We start from the raw sequence: 25,582 nt of genomic DNA, 5'->3' as shown, positions 1-25,582 counted from the left end.
GGCGAAATGCAGTTCGTAGTTTCCGGTTTGCGCCCCGCCTTGAGTCACGTCGTCCACCAGCACGGTATAGGTGCCGGTCTGGGGTACCTGAAAATTGCGGATTCTGCCCACTGTTGATCCCAATCCTTTAGTCAGGTACGAGCCATCTGGGCTGTAAAGCCAAATCTGCGGCGCCAGCGAAGTCTCGTCAATGTCCGAAACACTCAGGTTGACGTACTGACCCGCCTCCACGGCAAACGTGTAGGTGTCGAGGTCCCCTGTGCTGATGACTTCGGTCCGCAAACCACCGTTTATCAGGGCCCCATGCTCATCAGCACCAGGCGCGCTGGCGAAATGCAGTTCGTAGTTTCCGGTTTGCGCCCCGCCTTGAGTCACGTCGTCCACCAGCACGGTATAGGTGCCGGTCTGGGGTACCTGAAAATTGCGGATTCTGCCCACTGTTGATCCCGATCCGTTCGTCAGGAATTCACCATCCGGGGCGAAAAGTCGGATCCGCGGCGCCAGCGAGGTGTTGTCAATATCCGCAACGCTCAGGTTTACATACTGACCTGCATCAACCGTGAAGTTAAAACTGTCCTCTTCGCCCGGCGTGCTGATCGCACCCGTCACGAAACCGCCATTGACCAATGCTTCAGCGTAGGAAACGCTGGGCAGGAAAAGGCTGAACAGAGAGAGAATGAAAGCAAGATAGGATTTTCGTAAAAGAGAGAATCGCGCAAGTCGGTATAGGTTCCGGCCACGCCATGCAAATTTAAGTATCATGGTTTCCGTCCTCGTGCTTGAAAAGACATCGCGAACAATGTCAGACGCTTTATTGATTCAACTTGGAATAGAAGCAATACAGCGTGTTCCGAGCGAACAGCACTTCAGAGCACCATCACCTCTGGGCCGGAAGAAGGCTCAAGCTTCCCTGCACTCGACATACAACAACTGAGTTACGGCGACCCTCGTGGTTTTTAAGCAACTCACAAGCCAGCCTAGGTAAGCTTTCTTTCTTTCAGGGGATTAAAGGACGTTTCAATGCGAAAGGTAAAAAGTTTTTCGGACAAAATGTAAGGAAATCTGACGCGCCTATTTTTTCTTTCATTCCCCACATTTCACGGGTCACGGGTTTCCGACCGCATCATCGAAACAAGAACAGCGGCCGTAGCCACCAGCCCGGCAGAGACCCACGGATCCCAATGGCCATTTATTTTGATCCACCTTTGGCCAACATGCTCCTGGATCAGCGCGAAAAATCCATCCGAGCGCTGCCACCTGTGGTCGCAAAGCGAGCGTTCAGGTTAGGCAATAAGTAACGGCTCCACGAACTACACCGGAATGGTTTTATCTTGATTCCAGGGCAGCAACTGGTCGAGGTCTTCACCGATTGTCGAGGATGGCAGCCTGGTGAGCACTTCCACCATATAAGTGTAGGGCTCAATGCCATTGGCGCGGGCGTGTAGACATCCCGGATCGCCCGGCTGCCGCTGCTCTGATCGCGCAAGCACGGAGCAGCGGAGCCCGGTTGGTCAAGGGTTAACGAAACAGGTAGACCGCTCCAGCATTTAAGGCATTGTCATTGGGGTTCGTGGCCGTGCTACTGGCGTCTCCGCTTTCCCCGGACGCCCCAACCGCCACTGTGTCGCCGTCGAGGGCGACAACGAGAAACCCGTCGTTGCTCCCGGCATTGCTGGCCTTAAGGTAGGCCAGATCGCTCCACACCCCGCCGGTTCGTGTAAACACGTAGGCAGCACCAGAATTTGTGGCAAAGTTATTTGGATTAGCCGATGTGCTGTTGGCGTCCCCGTTTTCAGCACCCGCTCCCACTACTACGGTGTCGTTTTCGAGGGCGACTCTTCCGCCAAACAAGTGGCCGAATTGGTCGGGGGTCCCAGTGCTTGCTTTGAGGTAGGCCTGCTGGCTCCAATCCCCGGCACTGCGGGTAAATACATAGACTGCCCCCGCATTTCGACCATTGTCATTGGGGCTCGCCGCCGTGCTATTGATATCACCGTCTTCTCTATCTGCGCCCACCACCACGGTGTCGCCGTCGAGGGCGACGCTCACGCCAAAGCGGTCCTCGGTCCCAGCATTACTGGCCTTCAGGTAGACCTGCTGACTCCAAACGCCGGCGCTGCGGGTAAACACATAGGCTGCCCCCGCACCTTGAGCATTGTCATTAGGGTTCGTGGCTGTGCTATTGGCGTCTCCCCTTTCCCCGTTCGCCCCAACCGCCAATGCGTTGCCATCAAGAGCAACACTGACGCCAAACGCGTCGCCACTGTCAGCATTGCTGGCTTTGAGGTAGGCCTGCTGACTCCAAACGCCGGCGCTGCGGGTGAATATATAGGCCGCTCCAGCCGCTCCGGCATTGTTGTTTGGGGTCGCTGCTGTGCTGTTGATGTCGCCCTGCTCCCCGTTCGCTCCCACCAGGAGGGTGTCCCCGTCGACGGCAATGCTAACGCCAAACCTAGCATGAGACGCGGCATTGCTGGCTTTAAGGTAGGCCTGCTGACTCCAAACCCCGGTGCTGCGCGTAAATACATAGGTTGCCCCCGCACTTTGAGCATTATCATTGGGACTCGCTGCCGTGCTATTAGCGTCGCCGTCTTCACTGAACGCGCCAACTACCAAGGTATCGCCGTCGAGGGCAACGCTGAAGCCAAACCGGTCACCGCTGTCGGCATTGCTGGCCTTAATATAAGCCTGCTCGCTCCAAACCCCGCCGCTGCGATAAAATACATAGACTGCCCCTGCCTCTGAGGCATCGTCATTAGGGTTCCCCGTCGTGCTGCTGGCGTCGCCGTCTTCCTGGATTGCCCCCACCGCCAGGGTATTCCCGTCGAGGGCGACGCTGTGACCAAAAAAGTCATCAGTCCCGCCATTGCTGGCTTTGATATAAGCCTGCTGCGCAAAGGACGTCGCCTGTTCACGGGTTACATCGATGCTGTAGCTTTGTGTCGTCGTGCCGTCTGCCGCCGTGACTTGCACCGTAATCAAGGTACTTTCACCCTCCGGCAACGCCACGGGCGAGGACGGCATTCCGGATTTGGTCGCGACGCCGTTTACTGTCAGGCTCGCACCGTCGTCGCCGGTGGTCGGCGTCACTTGGACCGACGCCACAGGATATCCCAAGGTGGTGGTGTAAGTGGCCTGGTTCGACTGGAAGATCTGATCTAGCGACCCAGGGCTGATGCTAAGGTCGCTGAGCGTGGCATCGCTGCTGGCGGGACTCCCACCGCTGCCACCACTGCCACCAGTATCGCTACTGCTGCTACCACCGCCGCCACAGGCAAGGAGTAGCAACGCCATAACGACGACAATGTTGACTTTGAGAATAGTTGTCATCTTATTTTCTCCTCTAGAGGATCGATTTCCGGGAGCTGCGAAAGACCAGGAGTTTTGGCACGGAGGACCACTTCCAGACTCCATAAAGATCCACCACCTGAAGCCATTGCGTCTGGAGGTTATCTGCCTATTCCCGTCGCGAAGGGAAATGTGGTGACTTCTACCACCTAACTACATTTAAAGAGTAATCAGTCCATTAACTCATCTGCGGCTGTATACAAATATTCGGCTCCTAGATCAGGAGCCGAATCTCTACAGCTCTTTAATATTAGGTACTCACGAAGTTAAAGGTGATGATGTCCAGACGCGCGAGGGTTGCAGCCACAGTTCTGGTGATACCCTTTTTCGTCGAAGCTCACTATGGTGGTTTGCGGAGTGATACTATTTTCTTCGAGAAAGGAATGTTTTACGGGACGAATCCAATGCTCTCGCCTATTTACGTCAGTCGTTTCCAGCAAAATCTCGTCGTCTGCTAGATCAAAGTGACTATGAAGGAGTGAAACGCCAAACCGCTTTAAGCAGTTGTGTTTAGACAGCACGAGACGGATATCCTCAAGGCATGCCGCGTCATTCTCGTCGATTGGACGCACGTCAGCGATATGCTTCAGTGTGCTCCATTGCATTGACTCAACCACTACTTGTTTCATATCTAGCTCCTAGATCGCTCTGGGAGGGATAGTCAACCTGCTGGCGAGCGAATACCAAGAGGCTAACGAATGCTGCTTCGAAAGGATCACCATGTGGTTTCTCCTTTTTCTGATCGCCGCTAACGCCAGTGATCAGCCATGAAGCATTGGTTGGTTTTTGATCAGCAAAAAGGGCGCCAGCACAGCGATTCTAATGTTCATTCAATACCTTGTGCGCAAGTGTCCGTTGCTTCGGAAATTAGGTGTAAATTGTGCTGACGCAGGATCGGTGGGTCACGGTAGAAATGCTGATTACTCAGCACCTATCCTCATTGCTACCGAAGTACCGAGTAAGGTGCGAGTTATATAACCGCTCGACGAACTACACCGGAATCGTTTCACCCTGATTCCAAGGCAATAACCGACCAAGGTCTGACCGGTTGCTGAAGCACTGAAAAGCTTATCGGTCGTCAAATTCTGTTCGAAAGTTGACCGAAAAGCGAGACGCGCGAATGTCCGCTTTTGTTTAGCAGCGCACCGATCGAGGCGTCCGGTGGAGGCCGCAGGCCGGCAAGGTCATGGACCGGTGGGCCTATGAGAGACAGATAGAAATTGATTTCTCTCGGCCCGGCAAGCCCACGAACAATGCGACTGTGGAGTCATTCAACGGCAGACTCCGCCAGGAATGCTTGAACGAGAACTGGTTTCTGTCACTGACCGATGCCGAGCAGAAGATTGAGACCTGGAGAACGTTCTATAATCAAGTCAGACCCCACTCCGCTCTGGGGTGGTCCACACCCGCTGACTACGCCCAAAAACACGCTATTTCAGGTCACCTGGAACCGCAATTAGAGCCGGATTTTTCTGGCAATGAGCGGTACTAAAACGGGGTCAGGGTCAGTTATCGCAGCCACCGAAATCACGATATCCTTAGCTATAGAAAACCACTGATCAGGACTCACGTCGAACATACTCCTGTAAAATTACGGAAACAGACGGCCTCGACTTTAGATCAAATGGGCGCGCGGCGGATAGTAGTCCCTTTAACTCGGACACGGGAGAAAAGCGTGAGAACCTCTTGCCACGAAAACAACGGGCAACGATACAGGGAGAACCCAAAGTACAAAGGGCACTTCCTTAAGTTGTGCTCTGCCCGCGCCAAACGAACCGGACAACCTTGCGGACAGCTGGCTATGCCGAACGGTAAATGCCGCCTTCACGGTGGGCGCTCATCCGGTCCAGGTAATGTGTTGTTCCCTGAGGCCGGTGATAAGTCGGGGGAACGCAAACTAAGAAATAAGCTAGCGGTCGTGGCCAAACGTGCCAGAGCCAAGGAAGTTCAAAGCGCTGAACATGAACAACAGGACACCCGCTTTGAAGACGACCCTACTCTTAGGCGCGAACTCAACAGCGCCGCCGATCTGATCGACCGGAACACGCTGGCCAGGGCCATTCGTGATTATAGGGGCGGGACCATACCGTTTTACCGGTTTATGGATATTCGCCGCGCAGTAGCCAGCCGAGGAAACGGCACCTCGACGCTCTGGTCGCAGAAGTAAAGGCGGACTATCTTGCGGACGGGATACGGTTAAACCAATAGGCCAGGGTTAGACAGGGGCGGGGAAGCCCTCTCAGGGGAAAGAGGACTAAGTGAAAAAAAGTGACACGTTTGGCACGAGGGACGCGTTTTCCAATATTCAACTGTATGTAAATGAAATTTCTACTCCTAAAACCAATTTCTAACGCGTAAGTAGTGGTTATTTTGAGGTATAAATTTCAATCGTATGGATTTGAATTTGGAAAAACGCGTCCCTCGTGCCAGGGGTGTCAAAAGACTCACCGACCGTTACCCATCAGATTCAGGGTCTTCCGCCCCCGATTGATAAACCGCTCCAGGTCGTCCACAGACATCTCATTCAGGCTCATGTCCGCCAGTGCCTCTATATCTTCCTTGGGCTTTCCAAGCACGCCACCTATTTCACAGACTGCCCGCGCTGCCGCCACACGGGGACCACTGGCTCCACTGACGTCGTTCGCGATATCGAGCAACACCCTCAGCATATCCGGTATTTTTTGAATGGCTGCCATGCGGTGCTGATCGGTTGAATCCTTCGATGGTTGCTCGTCCCACTGGCATTGCGGTTTCTGGTCTACTTTGGCCATTAGTTGCCTTCCTCTGTTGATTGCTGAAAATCAAAATCATCCCGTCGAAGCGATAGCCCATGGATAAATCTCTTGCCTCCTGTCCTGCGTGACCGCTTTAAGCCCCGCGCCTCTAGCCGCGTGGTAAAACTCTTGTGGCTAACCTTTCGCTGGATGCCCGCACTTGTCGCCCAGCTTCGGTACGCTTGGTAAATCACGCCCGTTTCTGATTCCATATCCGGCCCGGTGTCGCATGTCTCCTCGACAAACTGGCTGATCTGGTCAGCCTCCATTCGCCATGCCCGTGCTGCTTCCCTGCTACTCTCCGGCATTGTGAACGCCTCGAACCGGTAGAGCCGCGCCAGTCCTGCCAGGGCAAAGTTAAGGATACCCGGCAACTCCTCGCGCAAACGCGCCGCTAACCCCACATCCCTGTCTGCCTCGCAGAACTCACGGTTAAAGGTGAGCACCAGTGCCCTGCGGAAAAGCGCCTGCGAAAAATCACGGGTGTGCGGGAAATGATTTGTACCAAACCACTGGGTAGCGAAAGGCACAAAGTCGAAGGGGTCGCGGTGCTTTTGCTCCGCGGTGGTGGTTTCGCCAGAGACGAGCGCCTTTAACTGCGCGTCCGCGATCTGTCCGCCCTCCTCTATTTCGGTAATGATGTTTGCCAGCTTTCCCCGCAGATGTGCCCGTTGGAATTGGTTTTCAAATTGTGAGGGCTTAACCGCTGCCACGTTGTGCGCGCCCAGTAAATCTTTGAGAACTCCCAACAGGACAGACTTGCCATTGGCCCCGGAGCCTATGAGCATGAAAAACCGCTCTAGGTGGCTGCTAGGGATCAGCGAATAGCCCAATGCCTCACCTACGACCGTGATCTTTTCAAAGGCGTCAGCGTCTCCTTGGAATACCTCACACAAGAATTTATTAAACCTTGGCGCTTGCGCTTCGGGATCGTATTCGACTGGGATCAGTGTGGTTAAATAGCGGTCCCGACGGTGCTCGGCTAGATGCCACTCGTCGCCGGAATAGGTCAGCTCCCCATTTAGGCAGTTAATCACGCCGCTCAACCTGTCGAACTCTACCGTAGGTCGGTAAACCTCCGTCTTTATAAGATCCAGTACCGAGCCCACCACATGGCCGGTTAATTCCGTCCGGCCCGCTACCGCGTGAATAGTCTTTTTCACTTGCCTGTCGTGCACTGGCTCCCACACCTTGCCAGACCACTTCCAGAACGTGCTTTGCGCGTGCAACAGGTTGCTCTCCCCAATCGCCGCGATGGCCGCGCCCGCTGTGGACATGTGGTTATCTTCCGTTTCCGCCATAGCCTTTGCGTCAGCCATGAGGGCGGGCACAGTGGTCCCCGCTTTCCTCGCTATTATTTTGTAGAGTACCTGCTTCTGCGCACCCCGCATGGTGCTAACCGTTATCAGGTCAGACAGCCGTCCCGTAAGTGTGTCCACGTCTTCGGTGTCGTTAATCTTCTGCTCAATCTCCGCATATCTGAGCATTGGGACACTTGCCCTTTTATCGGGTCGGTACTTACCGATAGACGCGGCAATGGTCCGGACCTCCCGTTCAGATAGGGGTGGAGAACATCGAATCTTATTCTCCGCCAGTAACGCCGCTGTGATCGCCTCGAGCCCCATCCCGAACCGACGCATCTGTCCACCCCGGCTGGCCAGCGTATCGTTACGACCGCCTTCGGTGACTATGTCCTCGTCGTCACCTATACCTCCCTGACTTGACCTCGGAGCAGAGGCAGGGGAAGCACTTCCTACTCTGAGGTCCAACCCACGAATTAGCGCGGGCAAAAGATAGGCGGGGCCGGATAGCGCAGCTATCTGAACCGAACGAAAAGGTTGATCCTTATGGTGCAGAAACCCGGGGACACGCATCACGCGCGGCAAATCGCATACCTTTGGATCACCGCCGAACTTAATGGCTAAAGCGCGTTGGGCAGCGGTGAAATATTCCGGCTTAACGCCCTCTACCAGCCAGTAAACGTGGTATTTACCCGGGCTTGTCTCGATGACCATGTGGGGTTCTAAACCCGCCACCCTTGCAGCGTCGATCACGGGCTCTAACGGAGCACCATCCAAGTCCAGGAACACGGCGCGCACCGCCGTAACATTCTCAGCTTTGCGCCCCTTCTGATCCGTCTGGTTTACCGTAAAGAATATGCCCGCACCCTTGGCGTTCAATTCGGCGAGCTGCGGCAAATGCTCCGCTCCGCCATGAAATATCCGGGCTAAATCCCTGCGGTTTTGGTCAGTATCATCAAATGTCTGGAAGGTGTGGCGACCGCCAAACGCATTTAGGAACTGCTTTGCGGCTTCCAAGTCCAACGTTGGCGTTACTACATTCGGCGGTGTATCTGTGTATACTTTACTCATTGGAGCGGTGGCCATAGCCTTCCTCTCTGACGTTAGGGATTGAGTGTGTTTGTGCCTGATCAGTAGCGGGCCGTCCTCCCGCTACTGGTTCTCCCAATTTCGAAATTTCTATTAACTTCTCGCCGGCCTGTCTTAGCCTGCCCGCTGTAATCGTCTGCTGTTTAAGAAAGTCTGTAGCTAAGAGGCCAACTGCTCTCAGACCCCATTCTTGCCGCCGCTCGCTCACAGCCCACAGCACACTTTGCATCTGCCTTTCCCGCTGCCTGGGGGCACGCTCTCGTCTCCTATACCGTCGCTGCTCCTGCGGGTCGATCCAGTAGCGCAGCATTGGCCCCGCGCCGAATCTCTCCCGCTCAACTGGTACCATAAACTGCTGCTCAAGTTTGCAGACGAGCGCGGACAGGTCGGAGCGGTTAGGCGCTATTTTGTAGTCCTCCAGGTCCAGCCGGGTTATTGATGCTCCTTTCATCAGTGCTTCAAATAGTCGCTTCGCCTGGGTGTCGTAGAGGTCCAGGTCCTCTGCTGTGATCTCTTGCCTTCGGTTAGTTGAGTGTTTCACGCTGCCACCCCGCTTTTAGCTCCGGCAGCTCAAGAAAGAGCGCGGGGTTAATATGAGGTGCCCAACGCCTCAGCTTTTTGAGAAACTTGCTTTCAACCTCTGCCGATAATTTGATACGGACGGTGCAGTCGGAGCACAGCGCATAGTAGGCACCTACAAATTGCCCCTTTCGGCACCAACCATAGGCACTACCGAGGACAACGCCTGTCTTTTCGCATCGAGTGCACGTGCGCTCTCTTTCTCCCACATCGGCTATCAGGCCTCTCTCGCCATTCGCTTCAACCAGTTGATACTTGGGCATCAACAGATCGACGAAACTAACGTGTTGTTTCTGCATATCGGAGTCCTCCTTCATGCTGTCCGCCGCGAAGCTTCGGCTTGATCTGCAATCCACTGGTCGACTTCGCTGGATAGCCAGCCAACAGTGCGGCCACCTCCTAGCGAGATCGGACGGGGGAACCGTCCATCACGCATCAAGTCGTAAAGGGTGCTGCGAGGAATTCCCGTCAGGGCATTGAGCCTCTTGAAACGGAGAATCTCTTCTCGCGATTCGCAGACTTTCTGTCGAAGCTCTTTCTCTTCTTCAGGGCCAGGTATTTCTTTTGTAGGTTCTCGTTCTTGGTGGGACATAGTTAATGTTCCTCGTTGTTTGTCGGACACAGACGAACATTAACCAGCGGAATTTTGGGATACTTGGGAATTCCCTGATTCCCTATTTCCTTACAAAAAAAAAGAGCGCCGAAGCGCTCTGATTATTCTCAATCCCTTAAGGTTGCCCGTCCTTTAGCGCGTCGGCTATGGCAGCCACGGTAGGCACTATATTTAAAGGTGCGCCTTCCAACTGGCCAAGAATGTGCGCGGCCCTATCCTCTGAACTGTCGTTTTCATAAACTTCAGCCGCCAGAAAGGCCAGTGCTTGCTTCATGGCTTTAACCCCTGCCGACAACGCCTTCGTATCCTTCCCATATAGTTGGGAATCCAGCCCGAGAATCCGCCTCGCAGTCCTGAATGCCCGAACAAAGCTGCCTGGTCCGCTTGTCGTATGCCTTGCAATACTCTTTGCAACTGGTTCGTGGGATCCTCGCTCTCGGGGGAACCGTTCGTTACCTGTTTTTTTTGCCCGTAGGACTGCCAAAGCGTATACCGCAACATGTAGCCACATTTTTTCGTCTCGGCTTTCAGCAGCTCGGTTGCTTACGGTTTCTGGGGACAGAATAGGCTCGGTGGTTGATTCATTTTGTGCATTCTCGCCGTTGGCCCCCTTGGCAGGCAGCGGATCATAAACGACACCCAGCCTCTCCAGGTCATCCAAAAAACAACGCAGTCAAGCGGTCTGACCTCTCCTAGATCAACTTTGACAATCGTATCACCGGGGGTCCAGACGCTTTTATCATCGGCATTATACCGGAGATCAAACTCACCATACTCCACCTCTATTAATGTAGTTGGCTCAAGCGTCGCGCCCATTAAATCGCATCTCCGGATTCGCACGAAGCTCCCCTGTCCTTTCTCCTTATCGCCTCGAGTAACAGGCAGACCGACATAGACTGACAATTTTCCATTTTCCGCCCAGGAAAGGAGATCTTCCACCTTGAGGCGTTTTCTTCCCAAGCGGATCCCTTCGGCTACTATGTTACCTATCCTGAACTTGTTTCGACCGGTTTCAGTTTCCATCTGCACACCTCGACGTAGCACCTCAAAGGAGACCAAGCCAGGCCGGCGAGGTTTCCGGCTTTTCGGGAGCTACCCCAGACTTGGCTTTACCGCTCATGCCCGCTTGGCTTTTCTAGCGGTCATAGAAACGACATTACCCGGCTCTCTGGCTATCTGCTGCTCAACTAGGGCTCCCCAAGCTTCCCAGGCAGTCCGCTGCTCATCGGCATAAACCGCCCGCTGATAGGTCGCCACCAGCTTGTCTTCGGGAAGGTGGTTCAGCATCCGCTCAATGATGTGAGGCGGGGTTTTCAGATATTCCCCCCATGCAGTAGCCGCAGAGCGTCGCAAGTCGTGGACTGTAAAGTGTTCCATTTCCGCCAGAGGAGCAGGCTCACTGTCCGCCTGGGCGACCGCTTTTTTACCCTTGCTCTTGCCTTTGGAGTTATCCTCATCACCTCTTAGCCGGTATATGGTGCGGCTGAGGGTGTCCGGGTGCATCGACTGGCTATGATCGTGGGCATCGCGATTCTTTCTGCTCGACTCGAAAACATAGAAACCGTTGCCGCTCAGTGGACTGAGTCCCCGCAAGATTTCAACCGCCAGCGCGGACAGATAGACGGTATGCCCTCGTCGATTCTTTGTCCGCATCTCAGGCAATGTCCAAACGCCTTCATCCAGGTCTAACTCCGCCCACTCCATCCGGGCCACTTCCTCGCGTCGGGCACCGGTCAGAACCAGCACTTTCAGTGCTGCTACTGTTACCGGAGACAGACGGCTCCCGCTGTCTAATGCTTGGTCTAACGCCCCCCATACCTTGCGCAATTCACCCAGGGCCAAAGCACGGTCTCGAGAACGAGCGGCGGACGCTGCGAAGTCTTTAGGCTTGAGTAACCGGGCAGGATTCTGCTCAACCAGGTGACGGTTAACCGCGTAGTCCAGCATGAGATTCAAAGTGGTTAGGGCTTTGCGGGTTTCTTCCTTTATGTCTTTGCGGGTCATGGCATCTAGAGCGCCAGCAAGGTGCCCCCGGTTTACATCACGCGCCAGCAGTTCACCTAATCGACTTTTGAGGTGAAGGCGCCAGCGGTCGCTATGCCGGTCAATCCACTTTTCAGTTACGGTGCCGCCGATTCGTAAGTGTTCCAACCACATCTCGAAGATCTGTTGCATATCGAGGGCTTCTGCATTCTCCTGGCGTTTAGCTGCCTGCGCCCGCTTGGGGTCAATTTTATTCCTTAGCTCCAGCTTCATCTTGCCCGCCTTCTCCCTGGCATCTGCCAGCGAGAGCGCAGGGTAGTCACCGAGAGAAACCCTTGTCTGCTTGCCGGTAGCCGGATGCAAATAGCGAAAGACCCACGTCTTAGCTGTCCCGCTGCGTTTGGGATACACGCGGAGAGCCAGGCCACCACCGTCCGCGAGTAGCGTATCTCCAGTAACCTTGGCGTTCCGTATTTTGGTGTCTGTCAGCTTGCCCACTGTTATCTCTCCCGCTCTCTGGGTCACTCTCCGGGTCAAAAAAAACCGGCTTTAGTCGGAATCTACCGGACAACCACGGAAGCTGCAAGCGGGAAATTGCTGTTTAATAAATGTTTTTCGGACACCGTCGGGCTTTATCGAATAAATGTCGCGCGCCTCCTAAGGGGAAGGTAGCAGGTTCGAGTCCTGCCTGGGGCACCATTAAAATCAAAAAGTTATAAGTTATATGTCCTCGAGATAACCGCATTCTGATTTCTTGGGCCACGCCGTGGGCCAAAATTTCTTTCGGTACACCGTTATAACCCTCCTTTTTGCGCTATTTGATTTTCCTGTCATTTATAGCCTCGCCCTATCGAACGAGCACCCGCGGACTGCTGAAGTCACTACGTTCTGAGCATACCCCGCCGGGGATGATTTGCCTTTTTGTTTTGTGTGTCGATTTTGTTTATATGTATCTTTCGGATGCGCATGCATGTATCCAAACGCGCCCTATATGCTCTCGTAACCACCAGGAGGAGTCACCAGTGACGATTTACCATGTGTTCCCGTAATCCAGTCCATCACTGCCGTCGGGGTGAAGTATGTATCGGAAAAGAGCCGCAGGAAGGCCATTCGTCAGTTCTAAATAGAGCGCTGATGGGTCGACTACTTCATCTGAAAATTCGCAGGAAGCCTGCGTATTCTTTTGATTTGATTGATTATTGATCAAAATAAAACAAATTTAACGAATTTACCATGCGATTTATCGGGTCAGACCACTGACCAAAACAATCTCACAGACAATCAAATCAGGGCGATGCCTGGGCCATCAACAAAGATAAGAACGATCCAGCTATTGCTCAATTCTCTATCGCTCTGCTCTTCATATATCGCCCGACGCACCTGCACAAGGCGACCCTGAAATCGTTAAAGCCGGTTCTGATGAAAATCTCTCCTCAAGATATTTCAGAAATAGCCGTAAAACGAGAACAACTATGCGGTGATGAGGGAAGGTCAAATGAACATAAGGAATCGGCTTGGTTTTCGCGTCAAAGTAGCGTTGCCATTCGTTATTACAGCGATGGCACTGATTGTTATTGTGGTTTTTGCAGTAAATACAGTGAGGCATTTGGTATCTGGCACCGATCTTATAGCCGACGTCTACCTTCCCTCAGTAAGTGAAGTTCTGAACGGTGACCGGGATCTCTACCAGGCACTGGAGGCCCAGAAAAACTACGTCGAAGTTTTTGGCAATGGTGATGAAGCAAAAGAATATCTGGCCAGCTATGAAGAAAACGCTCAACAAGCCTATGACCGTTTCAATCAAGCCGTAGATCGCCTGCAAGGCTCTAATGTGTCTGAAATTGCCGACGGCTTTGAGTTGGCCTTTAATAGCTGGAAGGCTTCTGCAGATAAGGTTCTCAGCTTGGCTCGGAACGGCAACGTAGCCGGGGCTCACGACATTGCAAAGTCAGAAACTAGAGACCTCTTTGGAAATCTGCGAAGCTATTTCGATAAAGTTGGCACCCACGCTGACGAGCAAGCTCATGCCCAAGCGAAGGACGCCTCTGCAGAAGGCCTGTCGAGCTCAATCACAATTGTTACCGTGACAGTAATTGCGCTGCTGATAAGCGCCGCGTTTTTTGTATTCTTCCTCAAGCTGATTATAAATTCGATATCGGACATTCGCGGCCAGTTGGATAACATTGCACAGGGCGAAGGGGACCTCACGCAGCGCATCGCGGTTGAGCAAGACGACGATCTCGGCAAGTTGGCGCAGAGTTTTAACCAGGTGCTGGAGAATCTGCAGTCTATGATCGCATCCATACAGCAGTTGACGGCCGAGCTTGGGCATGGGGCAACCGAACTGTCGCGTACAGCCGCTGAGAACAGCGATGGGGTAATCCGCCAGACCGATTCCATCTCCATGGTGGCAACTGCTATCAACGAAATGCAGAGTGCCATTGAGGAAGTCGCAGGGAATGCTTCAAGGGCATCCGAAGTAACCCGGGAAGCGGAAAAGAAAGGACAGAATGGGGGTCGAATTATTCGTCAGTCCTCCGAGCAGGTCCAGCAGCTCTCGGCGCAGATCTCAAAAGCGGTGGACGTAATCCGTCAGCTATCTGAAGACTCCAACAACATCACGTCTGTTCTAGACGTCATCCGGGGTATTGCCGAGCAAACGAACCTCCTTGCCTTGAACGCTGCGATCGAAGCTGCCCGCGCCGGCGAGCAGGGCCGGGGCTTCGCCGTCGTTGCTGATGAGGTCCGGACTCTGGCCCAGCGCACGCAGGAATCAACCTCAGACATCCAAAAGATGATTACCGCACTGCAAAGCGGTGTTTCGGACATTGTGTCTGTAATGGAAACTGGCAGCGATCAGGCGTCGCAAACCGAAGCGTTGGCCTTGAGCGCTGAAACCGAGATCCAGGCCATCCTCGAAGCGATGACGAACATTGTGGACATGAACACCAGCGTGGCATCTGCAACAGAAGAACAAACTCAGGTGGTTGAAGAGATCAACCAGAACATAACCCAAATTAATGATCTGGCCGAAGAGAGTGCGAATCGCTCCAAAGCAATCGATGGTATCAGCGACTCGCTGGAAGGTTATTCCCGAGAACTTGAGAATCAGACCGGAAAGTTCAAAGTCTGACGATTACAACGACTCGCTCGGATCATAACTGACAATACTCAACTGTGAGCAGTTTCATGATTGGGGCGGGTCAGTTAGGCTAGCTGATAACTCGAGCAACGTACTCACATTCTCGAAAAAACGGGCAGTAAAGATGAATCAGCCAAGCGATCCGATTGACGAGGCAAGCCGCCTCATTGCGCTTTATCGGACTAATCTGCTCGATTCCGAACCTGAGGAGCGCTTCGATCGCATCACCCGCCTTGCGGCGCAGGTATTCTCAGTAAAAATCTGTCTCGTTTCGCTCGTAGACAAAGACCGGCAGTGGTTTAAATCCAAGGTCGGTCTGGAGGCGCAAGAAACGACTCGAGAATTGTCCTTTTGTTCTCATGCTATTCAGGAACGGGATATCTTTGTGGTGAACGACGCCAGCAAAGATTATCGTTTTGCGTCCAGCTCGCTGGTAACGATGGACCCGCGAGTCAGGTTCTACGCGGGCGCCCCGCTTCGTGATATCGAAGGCGCAGTGCTTGGAACACTCTGCCTGATCGACTCAACACCCCGTGAATTTTCTGAGGAGCAGAGGAAGGTGCTTCGGGGTTTCGCCGACATGGTTGAGAGCGAAATTATTCGGGCCGATGAAGCGAAAATTGAGCATCGCCTTACATCCAGCCTGACCCGGATCTCATCAATTCTCTCGACTCTGCCTGATATGGTCTTCGTTATCGAACGAAAACTACGATTTTTGCTATGCAACGATCACACTGATCTTCCAGTGTCGCGGCGCCAACTCCTCGGCAGATCAATCGCAGAAGCTCTTCCCGATCCTCTGGCAAACGGATTGATCACCAGCGTCAATCGAGCATTTACCGCGAGCCCACAAATCACAGTCCAAAGCCATACAATCTTTGACTCTGACTCTGACACAACGTTTGAAATGCGTTGCAAGAAAATCGATGAGAAAGAAGTGTTAGTGGTTCTGCGGGATACGACTGAGCAAACGAAAGTAACTGCAGAAAATGAACGGTTGTCAGAAGTTGCCAAACAAACCACTAATGGCGTGGTGATCACTGATGACCGGGGTTATACAGTCTGGATTAACAAAGCGTTTTCCGAAATATCGGGCTACAGCGCCGCAGAAATGACTGGGAAGAGGCCAGGTTATTTGCTTCAGGGCCCTGATACGGATTCATACACCGTCGGGATAATGAAAGACGCTTTAATCAACTGCGAGAGCTTCGACGTTGATATTATCAATTACTCAAAAGCCGGCGCGGCCTATTGGATCCGAATCTCAAGCAACCCCATGTGGGATTCTGATGGCAATCTCAAAGGCTTCATAGCTATCCAAACGGACGTCACGAAGGAAAAACGAGACGAAGAGTATATCCGTCGAAGCGATGACCTGCTCAGAGCTGTCATTGATGCCAATAGCATCGGAACCTGGCAGTTCAACATCCAAACTGGTCAGTTGCAGATCAACAACAAGTGGGCTGCTCTGATTGGCTATGAACTTCACGAGCTGGAGCCCACGAATCGAACCACCTGGGAGCGGCTGGCTCATCCAGACGACCTCGTCTTTTGCTTGGGCCAACTCGAGAAACATGCCAATGGCCTGGCCCCCGTGTATGAGGCCAATATGCGGATGAAACACAAAAACGGCGATTGGGTATGGATCAACACACGCGGGAGAATCACGACATGGACGGGTGACGGCAAACCCCAGTGGCTTCTTGGCACCCATTTCGACATCAGTGCGCAGATCAATGCTGAGACAACGCTTGAGCAAACGTCCACCCAAATGCGGGCAGTCGTTGAGCACATGCTGGACGGAGTGATCAGCATCGACGAAAAAGGCGCGATGCTAACGTTTAACCATGCCGCCGAACAGATTTTTGGTTACGATCGCGATGACGTTTTAGGCAGAAATATAAGTCTTCTTTTACCATCTTCTCATCCGACAGCTGGCGATGAACATCCCCTCGGTTACTTGAAAACGGGCGAAGGTGAAATGACCGGCCGTGTTCATGAGCTTGAAGGCATTCACAGGAACGGACATGTTTTTCCAATGGAGCTTGGGGTCGTTGAGCTCAGCGATGCGGGCAATATCAGATTCATCAGTATCGTCAGAGACATTACTGACCGTCTGCAACGTGAACAGGAGATCAATCGGCTCGCTTTTTACGATGAGCTGACTGGGCTGCCAAACCGTCGTCTACTGATAGACCGTCTTCAGCAAGTGCTCGAAAACTGCGATCGACACAACCACTATGGAGCGTTGCTCTTTCTCGATCTGGATAAATTCAAAGATTTAAACGACAGTGCAGGCCACACAACTGGCGACCTCCTCCTGTCTCGTGTTGGGCAGAAATTAACGCACTCTATCCGTCAAAGCGATACCGTGGCACGCCTTGGCGGAGATGAGTTTCTGATATTGATAGCCAGCCTGAGCGCCGAGGAGGGTGAGGCAGCAATACAGGCAGAAGAGGTCGCCAAAAAGATTTTCACTGAACTCTCCCTGAGCATTGACCTCAATGGCTTAAATTACAACTGCTCCGTGAGTATTGGCATCACCCTATTTAATGACAAGTCACTACGGTCTGTTGACCTGCTCAAACAAGCCGATATGGCCATGTATGAATCCAAAGCAGCGGGGCGCAAAAGTATCAGTTTTTATAATCCTCAAATGCAGGTTGTCGTTGATAGGCGCATCGAGATCGAGCAGGACCTGCATGAGGCTCTGAGTGAGGAACAGTTCCAACTGTTTTACCAAAAGCAAGTGGATCATGACGGCAAGATGCTCGGAGCGGAAGTGCTTCTGCGATGGAATCATCCTGAAAACGGCCGGGTGTCTCCAGCAGAATTCATTCCCGCGGCCGAGGAAACCGGGCTCATTGTTCCCATTGGTGAATGGGTTCTACGCCAGGCTTGTCGAACGCTCGCTCAATGGTCCACCGATCCCACAAAAGCTGAACTCATTCTGGCAGTGAATATCAGCGTCGTTCAGTTTGGAAAGAGCGATATAGTCAAGACGGTTCTCGACGCGCTAGAAATTACCGGCGCTAACCCGCACAACCTCAAACTTGAGATTACAGAGTCCTTGTTGGCAAGCAACATTCCCGACATTCAGAGTAAGATGCGAGAGCTACAGCAGCACGGCGTTTCTTTTTCAATTGATGACTTTGGGACCGGATATTCTTCGCTGTCTTACCTCAAGCAGCTGCCTATTGATCAGTTGAAAATTGACCAAGGGTTTGTTCGGGACATAATCACAGATCCGAACGATCGAGCTATTGCTCAATCCGTTATTACACTCGCCGAATCCATGTCGCTCAACGTTATTGCAGAGGGCGTTGAAACTGAGGCTCAGAAAGAAATGCTTTATGAAATGGGCTGTAACACTTATCAAGGCTATCTATTCAGCAAACCGTGTGAGATCAACGGACTTATATTTGATTAGTGCCCATAGCTTAAAGTTGGTTGTGATTGGTTGACCACTACATTGCGCTTTAGGCTCTAAGTCGCCAACTTCACCAACATTGCATGGCTGAAAGAGGAAATGCGAAAAACTTGGATTTAATAGGGTAATCTCCAAGGCCACTAGCCGGTAACTACCCTGAGATCTCAGATTTTGTACCACCCACATTTTACCTGGGCCTTCCACGGCAAAAAAACGATCAAAAAGCAAACACAAGCTACTTGATACGGCGTTTTTCCAGCTTACGGGCCAGAGTTCTCCGATGCATGCCCAACCGCCGGGCCGCTTCCGAGATATTGAAATCGGCCTCCGCAAGCACTTCGTGGATGCGTTCCCATTCGAGGGTTTTGATGGATGTCGCCCGATTGGTCAGTTCAGGGCTGCCCCCACCGGCTGTGTGGCTGAATGCGCCTTCTATATCATCGGTGTTGGCGGGCTTGGCCAGGTATTGGCATGCGCCCAGTTTGATTGCTTCAACGGCTGTGCTGATGCTGGCAAACCCGGTCAGCACAACGATTGCCATGTCGGGGTCGCGGGTGTGCAACAATTTGACGCAGTCCAGGCCAGAGCTTTTACCGTTCAACTTGAGGTCGACCACGGCATAGCCCGGGGATTCGGTTTCGAGCAGTTCGCCAACGGTTTCAATGTTATCAGCAACGAAGGTATCGTAGCCTCTGCGGCGGAAAGAGCGCTCCAGGGTTCGAGCGAGGGCGTTGTCGTCCTCCACAATGAGAAGTGTGTTGTCAGCTGTCATTATTCATGGCCTCCTCGATCACAATCGCTGACAACGGCAGCACCACTTCCACCGACGCGCCTCGCTCTTTACGATTATGGGCCTTCAGCGAACCACCCAGCGCCCTCGAAACGTTGACGCTCAGAAACAACCCGAGCCCCCTCCCCGGCCTGTCTTTGGTGGACTGATAGGGTTCCCCGATGGCGCCGAGTATATGAGCAGGAAAGCCAGGGCCATCATCCTCAACTCTGATCCGAAGGTGTTCGTTGTCAGTTTGAACCGTCATGCTCAGCCGGTCCGGCGATGCTTCCAGAGCGTTATCCAGCACATTAAAAATCATCTGTTTCAGCACGCTGTCCACCACCACTGGAAAATCGTCTTTGACGTCGTTGCCATAGATCAACGTCTTCACCGGGTGCCCCTTCCGCCAGTCTTAAACCATGTTATCAAAGTACTTTACGATGGTGGTCCTGACCGATGATTCGGCACGGGTCTCCCCTGCCGACAACAGGATGCCGCTCACGATGTCCTTGCAGCGGGTGAGCTGTTCCTGCATGCCCTCACATTCTTCCTTTCGTTCCTGATTAAGCTGAAATTCCGGCATCCGCCGCCAGTCACCCAGGATGATGGACAGCGTTGCCAGCGGCGTTCCAAGCTCGTGGGCCGCACCGGAGGCCAATAACCCCATGCGAACAATATGCTCTTGCTCAGCTTTCAATTGCCGCAAGTCGGCAAGTTTTTCATCCCGGCCGCGCAGGTTTCGCGAAATGCGTGTAATTGCGGTAACCACCAGAGCCGCGTTGAGCAGAAAACACACCAACAAGCCTTCGACAGACATGTTGAAAAAAAGCCGTTCGTCCTGATGCAGGAGATATAGCGGGTCTGAAAAAACGGCGAGGAGAAGCAAACAGAGGCTGGTAGCCGCCACAATGATACAGGCGGCAGAAACGCTCAGTAAGACCGCACCAAGCGTGACATGGAGCCGATAAAGGAAGGCAAACGGATTGCTCACTCCGCCACTCAGGTACAGCAGCGCTGTCAGGCTTATGACATCGATCAGTAGTGAGAAAAAGAGCTCGCCGGGGCCTCCAGCCTTGCCCCGGACCTAGCGCAGGTGACTTACGGCATTAAACACCACGAGTCCAGCCACAACCAGGACAAGGTGCTTCACCGGTAGACCAAGCCCAAAGCCCAGGGTTGCTACGTCAATCGCTGACAGTTGGCCCTACCACCGCAATCCAGCATAACTGGATCAACAAAAGCAGATTTCGATGGTCTGCCTAATCGCTGCCAGGCGCTTGCAGTGTGGGCTGATTATCAGTTCTGCTTGGCACCCAAGGCAAAACACTCATCATCGGTGCCCTGGCAGGACTGGCGAGCTATGCGCTGTTCCACGTGGTGACGGTATTTCCCCGTCCTGGATTGCCCTCTACTCCACACGTTCAGTGAGTGACTTCCTGATCGTCCAAATGATAGGGGCTGCTCTGGGTGCTGGGGGTATTGTGGCATCCGGGCTGCTGGCGGATCGGTATGGGCGCAGAATGACACTCGGTGTACTGGCTTGTCTGATTGCACTGTTCGCCGTCTTTGTGCCATGGCTGCTCAATGGCAGCGGCAGTACCGGTCAGAATGTTTTCATTCTGCTGGGGTTTACGTTACTCGGTCTTCCCTACGGCCAGGCCTCCGGGGTCGTCACCTCGAATTTCCAGCGAAGCTACCGTTACACGGGTGCCGCGTTAGCCTCTGATCTGGCCTGGCTCGTAGGGGCCGGCTTTGCGGCGCTTTGGCTCAATCGCGGAATGCGAACGCCCACTCGTGACGCGCGCTGAATACCGGCTTAAAACTAATTGGCCGTCTTAGCCACTAAGCAACAGATGCACGCCGATGCTGGCCACATAGCCCAGAGCAATAGCAGGGGTCCACTTCAGGTGACTGAGGAACGTGTACTGCCCTCTCGCCTGCCCCATCAGTGCAACCCCGGCTGCGGAGCCGATAGAGAGCAAGCTGCCGCCGACGCCGGCTGTAAGTGTGACCAGAAGCCATTGGTAATCCGGCATAGCCGGGTTCATGGTCAGTACCGCAAACATCACCGGGATATTGTCTACCAATGCAGAAATCACACCGATCATAACATTGGCAAAGGTGGGCCCCAGGTCACCGTAAAGCGTTGCTGAGATCATGCCCAGGTAGCCGATAAAGCCGAGGCCACCCACGGCCATGATGACCCCATAAAAGAAGAACAGCGTATCCCACTCGGCCCGTGCGATGTGGGAAAACACGTTAAAACCACGGCCTTCAGAACTGTCTCCCGGGGGTGTTTCATAGCTTTCGCTCCAGTGATACTCCTCGTGCCGCTTGAGGTAGAAACCGAAAAGCTTGAGGTAACCAAGCCCTGTCATCATGCCGAAGACAGGCGGAATGTGAAGGAACTGGTGAAAGCAGATCGCAGTGGCAATGGTCAGCAGAAACAAGGCACAGATGATCAGCCCACCCGGACGAATCACCTTGTCATAGGTTTCAGGCTGCGCCGGCTTCCCTTTGGGCAAGGCAAAATGCATCAGGGTCGCGGGCACCAGAAAATTGACCACTGCAGGCAGGAATAACTGGAAAAAGTCCTGAAATGGAAGAATGCCTTTTTGCCAGACCATGAGAGTGGTTATGTCGCCAAACGGGCTGAACGCGCCGCCAGCGTTTGCTCCCACTACGATGTTGATGCAGGAAAGCGATACAAACGCCGCGCTGTCACGCCCCACAGCCATCACCACCGCGCACATTATCAATGCCGTCGTAAGGTTATCCGCCACCGGTGAAATGCAGAATGCCAGCGTCCCGGTGATCCAGAACAACTGGCGGTAACCGTAGCCCTTTCCCAGCAACCAGATACGCAACTGGTCAAATACACCTCGCTCCAGCATGGCATTGATGTAGGTCATGGCGACCAGCAAGAAGAAGAATAACTCGGCGTATTCAAGGAAGTTGTGCCGGATAGCGGCTTCCACTTCCCCGTCAGCACCAGCCTCACGATAAGTCCAGGCCACCAGAATCCAGATAAGCCCCGCCGCAAGCAGCATCGGCTTGGATTTTGCCAGATGAATCTTCTCTTCCAACATCACCAGAATGTACGCGACCACAAAAATCGCGATGGCGGCGTAGCCAACGGGATGGCCGATCAGATCCAGGGTTCGATCCGGATTTGCCCACACCAGTCCGGGTGCCAACGACAACACCGCCGTTAACAGCACAGCAATTACTTTACTCAAGGAAATACTCCAAACACGATGGAATACCCCAGGGTCAGGTGCCCCCGGGAAACCAGCTATTCAATCTCGATCAGGCTTTCGCCGGGGGCGACACGATCACCCTTGGCAATATTGACCACTTTGACAACACCGGAGATGGTCGCCTTTACGGGGGTCCTATAAACGTCACCCCCCGCTGTTGGCAGATAGCGGCGAACCCGGCGTTCTCGGACAGAAAGCCGTAACCGGGATGTTGTGCATCACAACCGGTTTCCACCGCAAGGTTCACCAGGTGATGAGGGTTGAGATACCCACTGAGCAGATCCTTGCTGATGCGATGAGACTCATCCGCTTTCTTGATATGCAAGGAATACTGGTCGGCCTCGGAATACACTGCCACGGAACGGATACCCAACCCTTTACAGGCTCGGGCTATGCGCACCGCAATCTCGCCACGATTGGCGATCAGTACTTTTTTGATAGGCATTGACGCTACCTTCGGTTAACAGTCGAACAGGAAGAAGGCTGCAACCCGCTGATGCAGGTTGCAGCTTTGGAGCATGCTAGCCAGATTTTCCCCTGACAGCGTGAACGATGTCGGAGAAGGATTCGGGACGGGGGTCCTGATTCAGGTGGATACCAAGCTGCTGGGTAAGGTCATCAGCAGACAAAAGTCCGCGAACAAACCTTTCACTTACACCTGCAGCACTGGCATCAGTCACCAACAGATAGTCGGTGTGCAGTTCATTGAAAAGGTCCACTAGCTGGTCAATTTTCAGGTCCTGAAGTTGGCCATGCCTGATAGCCGGCAAACTCCATACCGGACGCATGACGTCCTGAGCCGTAATGTCAGTAATAGAACTGCCTCGCTGGTTAGCGAGGCTCAGGGGCCAGGTACCGATCAGATCTTTCAAAGGCAGCATCCCGACCACCTCATCATTGCGGTTAATAACCACAGAGAACATCACGCCAGCGGTGTACAGCTTTTCCTTGACTTCCTGTATCCCCATAGCCGATCGAATAGTGAGCGGGTTATGGCTGGTGAAGTCCTTTAACACCTGAGTTGCTGGATCGTCACCGGTAAGGGATTCTTCATTTGGGCGGGAGGCAAGCCTGAATACGCCGTCTAAGGGCCTGGCTGCCAAAACACGTAATGGATTGCTCATGGCAATTCCTCTTCGCTTAAGATCATTTAGCCGAGACTCCCCTGTGAATTTCACAGCACTGGAAGCCTGGATCGTCGTAAATGTTCTAACGCTTGGAAGGAGGCGCCTGAGGCAGGCCAGGGTAGCTAAGCAACCTTAAACGTGGTCCGTCGAAGGCCAGCTGCACCAAGGCACATGAAGTAAGTTTTAAGCGAGAATATTCGGCTTCAAAGCGCTGTAATGGCGCGTCATCGGTCGGAGATGAACCATCGGAAGACGACTGTGTGATGCCATGCGCGTCAACCAGTAGCGAAGATGCCGAAGGTTCTTCATAAGCAGGAAGCGCATGGGCTCCGGCGGTCCAGACCAAAAATACAACCGCCAGCAATACAATCAGACTGCGTGGTAGGTTAAGTTTGTCGTCAAGCCGAAAATTCATGGGTTTACCTAAATTTGCCAACCTCGGGCAGGTCGGAATAAGGTACCACTCAGTGCGGAGCCGCGCAAACACGACTCGTTTCTATCTACTTTATTATCCAAGGAGCCATCATACCGCTCCCCCGGGTGTGCCGCCCTCAGGATTCAACTATGAATATGAAGCGCCAAACCCTGAAGTATCTTGTCTTATGCTGTGCCATGGCTTGTGCTCAAGCATCTTTTGCTGATTCTGGGCCCTCCGGCCAGAAATCAGAAAATCAATACCTGTTTCACCCGGACGAATCCAAGCAGACTGACTTTGATACGGATGTGGAGCCCTTACATGAGGAGTCGTTACAAGGGTTCGACTGCATGGATCGGGATGATGATGGCTATCTGTCGGAAAATGAGCTCGATGCCCGCGACGAATGCGTCAATAACGCCAAGGAACGAGGTCTGGAGGCATCGAGCAGAACCGCCCTCATTCTTGACCTGATGGATGCAGACCGCGACCTACGCATTAGCAAACGGGAATTTAATATTTGGAACGAGATGCGATCTCAGCAGAACTGATAGCCCAAGGCCCGGGAAAGCAGGGGTCGAATGTATATTGACCTGCATCACCTGCCAATGAGTTTGCATCGGATTCCAGCATAGAAAATATAAGTCAGATAGCTCATTAACATCCAAGAGATTAACCGCCAAAATGCTGCTCACCCATTGAGCCTGTAGGTACTATAGGGTTTTAAATGAGGGCAACTATTGCAAAATCCGGGGTGTATGAATGAGCGGAGCCTGTAACGACCAATGCAGCCGTGAAGAATCCAGCACGGAAAAATCCACCCATCCAGATGTTTCCGCCTCGTCCGGCGACTGGCTCAGTGTTTATAAGGTGCCAAAGATGGACTGCCCGTCGGAAGAGAGAATGATCCGTTTGGCACTCGGTGGGTTCGATACCATCCAGGCTCTTTCATTCGATTTGTCCGGCCGCACATTGGAGGTGCTCCACAACGGAGAAGCGGGGCCTATCACCAGTAAGCTGGCAACTCTGGGCTTGGACGCCTCCCTTCAGGACACCCGAGAAGCTGATCCTGAAACTCTCAAGGCCGCCCTCTCCTCCACTACCCATCAGTCTGAAGAGTCCGGCACCTTGTGGGTACTGCTGGCAATCAACGGCTTGATGTTCCTGCTTGAGATGACAATGGGCCTGATTGCCCAGTCCGCCGGCCTGATTGCAGACTCGCTGGATATGTTTGCGGATGCGGCTGTTTACGGTCTGGCTCTTTATGCCGTTGGCCATGGGGTCAGAATGCAGGTACGAGCAGCCCACCTTGCAGGCATTCTCCAGCTCATTCTTGCGCTCGGCCTGCTGGCTGAAGTCGGCAGACGTTTTCTGTTCGGCAGTGAGCCGGAGTCACTGATGATGATGGCCATTGCATTTGTGGCGCTGATTGCCAATACCAGTTGTTTACTGCTGATTTCCAAACACCGTGAGGGTGGCGCCCATATGAAGGCCAGCTGGATATTTTCAGCAAACGATGTGGTCATCAATCTGGGCGTTATTCTCGCAGGGGCGCTCGTTGCCTGGACTGGTTCCAATTATCCGGACCTGGTCATCGGTGCCATCGTGGGCGTCATTGTGCTCAGTGGGGCCAGGCGCATCCTGGCACTCAAGGGTTAATTCGATGCCCGGCTGGGGGTTCTGATCAATGGCGCAATAATGATGCTGTTCCTCAAATGGCAAGATGCGTGGATTCATGGGTTTCCAGCA

Annotated in this window: 23 protein-coding genes and 3 pseudogenes; 8 read left to right on the top strand and 18 right to left on the bottom strand. The window is 53.2% G+C overall.

The window, feature by feature from the left end:
- The 4 genes from F6Y09_RS08745 to F6Y09_RS08730 form a co-directional block, all read right to left on the bottom strand.
- On the bottom strand, positions 1–762 hold a 762-nt coding region (locus tag F6Y09_RS08745; RefSeq protein ID WP_246180413.1), incomplete at its 3' end, for a pre-peptidase C-terminal domain-containing protein.
- 548 nt (positions 763–1,310) lie between these two features.
- Complete coding sequence (locus F6Y09_RS08740) at positions 1,311–1,490, bottom strand: transposase domain-containing protein (RefSeq protein ID WP_152206508.1); 180 nt, start codon at positions 1,488–1,490, stop codon at positions 1,311–1,313.
- A 28-nt stretch (positions 1,491–1,518) separates the two neighbouring features.
- Entirely contained in the window at positions 1,519–3,330 is a 1,812-nt protein-coding gene (locus F6Y09_RS08735; protein WP_179959377.1) for a cadherin-like beta sandwich domain-containing protein, read from the bottom strand.
- Positions 3,331–3,614: 284 nt separating this feature from the next.
- Positions 3,615–3,977, bottom strand: a complete 363-nt coding sequence (locus F6Y09_RS08730) for a hypothetical protein (RefSeq protein WP_152206506.1) — start codon at positions 3,975–3,977, stop codon at positions 3,615–3,617.
- A gap of 551 nt (positions 3,978–4,528) precedes the next feature.
- Between F6Y09_RS08730 and F6Y09_RS08725 the strand changes: the two are divergent.
- From F6Y09_RS08725 to F6Y09_RS08720, 3 genes and pseudogenes are all read left to right on the top strand, one after another.
- Positions 4,529–4,840 (top strand): annotated as a pseudogene (locus tag F6Y09_RS08725) (integrase core domain-containing protein); the annotation flags it as partial.
- A gap of 132 nt (positions 4,841–4,972) precedes the next feature.
- Positions 4,973–5,185, top strand: a pseudogene (locus F6Y09_RS20830) (hypothetical protein); the annotation flags it as partial.
- A gap of 81 nt (positions 5,186–5,266) precedes the next feature.
- On the top strand, positions 5,267–5,515 hold the full coding sequence (locus tag F6Y09_RS08720; protein ID WP_152206505.1) for a hypothetical protein: 249 nt from the start codon (positions 5,267–5,269) through the stop codon (positions 5,513–5,515).
- A gap of 277 nt (positions 5,516–5,792) precedes the next feature.
- Here F6Y09_RS08720 and F6Y09_RS08715 read toward each other — a convergent pair whose 3' ends face one another.
- The 7 genes from F6Y09_RS08715 to F6Y09_RS08690 form a co-directional block, all read right to left on the bottom strand.
- Positions 5,793–6,119 (bottom strand): hypothetical protein, encoded by a 327-nt coding sequence (locus F6Y09_RS08715; RefSeq protein WP_152206504.1) that lies wholly within the window; start codon positions 6,117–6,119, stop codon positions 5,793–5,795.
- The gene (locus F6Y09_RS08710) at positions 6,119–8,509 is read right to left on the bottom strand and encodes a phage/plasmid primase, P4 family (protein ID WP_152206503.1); all 2,391 of its coding nucleotides are present in this window, start codon (positions 8,507–8,509) and stop codon (positions 6,119–6,121) included. Before F6Y09_RS08710 ends, F6Y09_RS08715 begins: the two co-directional genes overlap by 1 nt.
- Positions 8,510–9,036: 527 nt before the next feature.
- Entirely contained in the window at positions 9,037–9,390 is a 354-nt protein-coding gene (locus F6Y09_RS08705) for a hypothetical protein (RefSeq protein ID WP_152206502.1), read from the bottom strand.
- A 14-nt stretch (positions 9,391–9,404) separates the two neighbouring features.
- The gene (locus F6Y09_RS08700; protein ID WP_152206501.1) at positions 9,405–9,683 is read right to left on the bottom strand and encodes a helix-turn-helix transcriptional regulator; all 279 of its coding nucleotides are present in this window, start codon (positions 9,681–9,683) and stop codon (positions 9,405–9,407) included.
- A 136-nt stretch (positions 9,684–9,819) separates the two neighbouring features.
- The gene (locus tag F6Y09_RS20125; protein WP_179959376.1) at positions 9,820–9,978 is read right to left on the bottom strand and encodes a hypothetical protein; all 159 of its coding nucleotides are present in this window, start codon (positions 9,976–9,978) and stop codon (positions 9,820–9,822) included.
- Positions 9,979–10,247: 269 nt separating this feature from the next.
- Positions 10,248–10,727 carry a hypothetical protein gene (locus F6Y09_RS08695; RefSeq protein WP_152206500.1) on the bottom strand — a complete coding sequence of 160 codons (480 nt, stop codon included), beginning with the start codon at positions 10,725–10,727 and terminating at the stop codon, positions 10,248–10,250.
- Between the two features lie 93 nt (positions 10,728–10,820).
- Positions 10,821–12,185, bottom strand: a complete 1,365-nt coding sequence (locus tag F6Y09_RS08690) for a tyrosine-type recombinase/integrase (protein WP_179959375.1) — start codon at positions 12,183–12,185, stop codon at positions 10,821–10,823.
- A 997-nt stretch (positions 12,186–13,182) separates the two neighbouring features.
- Between F6Y09_RS08690 and F6Y09_RS08685 the strand changes: the two genes are divergently transcribed.
- Together F6Y09_RS08685 and F6Y09_RS08680 are read left to right on the top strand one after the other, a co-directional pair.
- Complete coding sequence (locus F6Y09_RS08685; protein ID WP_152206498.1) at positions 13,183–14,820, top strand: methyl-accepting chemotaxis protein; 1,638 nt, start codon at positions 13,183–13,185, stop codon at positions 14,818–14,820.
- A gap of 133 nt (positions 14,821–14,953) precedes the next feature.
- Entirely contained in the window at positions 14,954–18,259 is a 3,306-nt protein-coding gene (locus F6Y09_RS08680; protein ID WP_152206497.1) for a bifunctional diguanylate cyclase/phosphodiesterase, read from the top strand.
- 235 nt (positions 18,260–18,494) lie between these two features.
- On the opposite strand, the gene F6Y09_RS08675 is transcribed toward F6Y09_RS08680, so the two are convergent.
- From F6Y09_RS08675 to F6Y09_RS08665, 3 genes are read right to left on the bottom strand one after another with little or no spacing between them, the layout of a single operon-like run.
- Complete coding sequence (locus tag F6Y09_RS08675) at positions 18,495–19,031, bottom strand: response regulator transcription factor (protein WP_152206496.1); 537 nt, start codon at positions 19,029–19,031, stop codon at positions 18,495–18,497.
- Complete coding sequence (locus F6Y09_RS08670) at positions 19,021–19,422, bottom strand: ATP-binding protein (protein ID WP_152206495.1); 402 nt, start codon at positions 19,420–19,422, stop codon at positions 19,021–19,023. The genes F6Y09_RS08675 and F6Y09_RS08670 overlap by 11 nt, the downstream gene beginning before the upstream one ends.
- A gap of 21 nt (positions 19,423–19,443) precedes the next feature.
- Positions 19,444–20,070 carry an ActS/PrrB/RegB family redox-sensitive histidine kinase gene (locus F6Y09_RS08665; RefSeq protein WP_484502622.1) on the bottom strand — a complete coding sequence of 209 codons (627 nt, stop codon included), beginning with the start codon at positions 20,068–20,070 and terminating at the stop codon, positions 19,444–19,446.
- Positions 20,071–20,479: 409 nt separating this feature from the next.
- On the opposite strand from F6Y09_RS08665, the gene F6Y09_RS08660 reads away from it, so the two are divergent.
- Positions 20,480–20,839 carry an MFS transporter gene (locus F6Y09_RS08660; protein ID WP_218944128.1) on the top strand — a complete coding sequence of 120 codons (360 nt, stop codon included), beginning with the start codon at positions 20,480–20,482 and terminating at the stop codon, positions 20,837–20,839.
- Between the two features lie 27 nt (positions 20,840–20,866).
- Here the strand turns inward: F6Y09_RS08660 and nhaD are convergent, their stop codons facing one another.
- From nhaD to F6Y09_RS20350, 4 genes and pseudogenes are all read right to left on the bottom strand, one after another.
- A complete protein-coding gene (gene nhaD, locus F6Y09_RS08655; protein WP_152206493.1) occupies positions 20,867–22,270 on the bottom strand; it encodes a sodium:proton antiporter NhaD in 1,404 nt (467 codons plus the stop codon).
- A 151-nt stretch (positions 22,271–22,421) separates the two neighbouring features.
- Positions 22,422–22,736 (bottom strand): annotated as a pseudogene (locus F6Y09_RS08650) (biotin carboxylase N-terminal domain-containing protein); the annotation flags it as partial.
- Positions 22,737–22,812: 76 nt separating this feature from the next.
- Positions 22,813–23,415, bottom strand: a complete 603-nt coding sequence (locus F6Y09_RS08645) for a CBS domain-containing protein (RefSeq protein ID WP_152206492.1) — start codon at positions 23,413–23,415, stop codon at positions 22,813–22,815.
- Positions 23,416–23,500: 85 nt separating this feature from the next.
- A complete protein-coding gene (locus F6Y09_RS20350; RefSeq protein ID WP_152206491.1) occupies positions 23,501–23,833 on the bottom strand; it encodes a hypothetical protein in 333 nt (110 codons plus the stop codon).
- Positions 23,834–23,982: 149 nt separating this feature from the next.
- On the opposite strand from F6Y09_RS20350, the gene F6Y09_RS08635 reads away from it, so the two are divergent.
- Positions 23,983–24,384, top strand: coding sequence for an EF-hand domain-containing protein (locus F6Y09_RS08635; RefSeq protein ID WP_152206490.1), 402 nt, complete (start codon positions 23,983–23,985; stop codon positions 24,382–24,384).
- 211 nt (positions 24,385–24,595) lie between these two features.
- Positions 24,596–25,492, top strand: coding sequence for a cation efflux transmembrane domain-containing protein (locus tag F6Y09_RS08630; RefSeq protein WP_152206489.1), 897 nt, complete (start codon positions 24,596–24,598; stop codon positions 25,490–25,492).
- Positions 25,493–25,582 lie beyond the last annotated feature (90 nt).

It is taken from the genome of Marinobacter changyiensis (assembly GCF_009193265.1).
In the GTDB taxonomy this organism is placed as follows: Bacteria; Pseudomonadota; Gammaproteobacteria; order Pseudomonadales; family Oleiphilaceae; genus Marinobacter; species Marinobacter changyiensis.
Note: the sequence above shows the minus strand (reverse complement) of the source record. Positions and strands in the feature narration are given on the sequence as shown.

Excerpts from the sequence above, each read along its gene's own strand:
- F6Y09_RS08735 (WP_179959377.1), bottom strand. The coding sequence starts at position 3,330 with ATGACAACTATTCTCAAAGTCAACATTGTCGTCGTTATGGCGTTGCTA.
- F6Y09_RS08730 (WP_152206506.1), bottom strand. The coding sequence starts at position 3,977 with ATGAAACAAGTAGTGGTTGAGTCAATGCAATGGAGCACACTGAAGCAT.
- F6Y09_RS08715 (WP_152206504.1), bottom strand. The coding sequence starts at position 6,119 with ATGGCCAAAGTAGACCAGAAACCGCAATGCCAGTGGGACGAGCAACCA.
- F6Y09_RS08710 (WP_152206503.1), bottom strand. The coding sequence starts at position 8,509 with ATGGCCACCGCTCCAATGAGTAAAGTATACACAGATACACCGCCGAAT.
- F6Y09_RS08705 (WP_152206502.1), bottom strand. The coding sequence starts at position 9,390 with ATGCAGAAACAACACGTTAGTTTCGTCGATCTGTTGATGCCCAAGTAT.
- F6Y09_RS08700 (WP_152206501.1), bottom strand. The coding sequence starts at position 9,683 with ATGTCCCACCAAGAACGAGAACCTACAAAAGAAATACCTGGCCCTGAA.
- F6Y09_RS20125 (WP_179959376.1), bottom strand. The coding sequence starts at position 9,978 with ATGAAGCAAGCACTGGCCTTTCTGGCGGCTGAAGTTTATGAAAACGAC.
- F6Y09_RS08695 (WP_152206500.1), bottom strand. The coding sequence starts at position 10,727 with ATGGAAACTGAAACCGGTCGAAACAAGTTCAGGATAGGTAACATAGTA.
- F6Y09_RS08685 (WP_152206498.1), top strand. The coding sequence starts at position 13,183 with ATGAACATAAGGAATCGGCTTGGTTTTCGCGTCAAAGTAGCGTTGCCA.
- F6Y09_RS08680 (WP_152206497.1), top strand. The coding sequence starts at position 14,954 with ATGAATCAGCCAAGCGATCCGATTGACGAGGCAAGCCGCCTCATTGCG.
- F6Y09_RS08675 (WP_152206496.1), bottom strand. The coding sequence starts at position 19,031 with ATGACAGCTGACAACACACTTCTCATTGTGGAGGACGACAACGCCCTC.
- F6Y09_RS08660 (WP_218944128.1), top strand. The coding sequence starts at position 20,480 with ATGATAGGGGCTGCTCTGGGTGCTGGGGGTATTGTGGCATCCGGGCTG.
- F6Y09_RS08645 (WP_152206492.1), bottom strand. The coding sequence starts at position 23,415 with ATGAGCAATCCATTACGTGTTTTGGCAGCCAGGCCCTTAGACGGCGTA.
- F6Y09_RS20350 (WP_152206491.1), bottom strand. The coding sequence starts at position 23,833 with ATGAATTTTCGGCTTGACGACAAACTTAACCTACCACGCAGTCTGATT.
- F6Y09_RS08635 (WP_152206490.1), top strand. The coding sequence starts at position 23,983 with ATGAATATGAAGCGCCAAACCCTGAAGTATCTTGTCTTATGCTGTGCC.
- F6Y09_RS08630 (WP_152206489.1), top strand. The coding sequence starts at position 24,596 with ATGAGCGGAGCCTGTAACGACCAATGCAGCCGTGAAGAATCCAGCACG.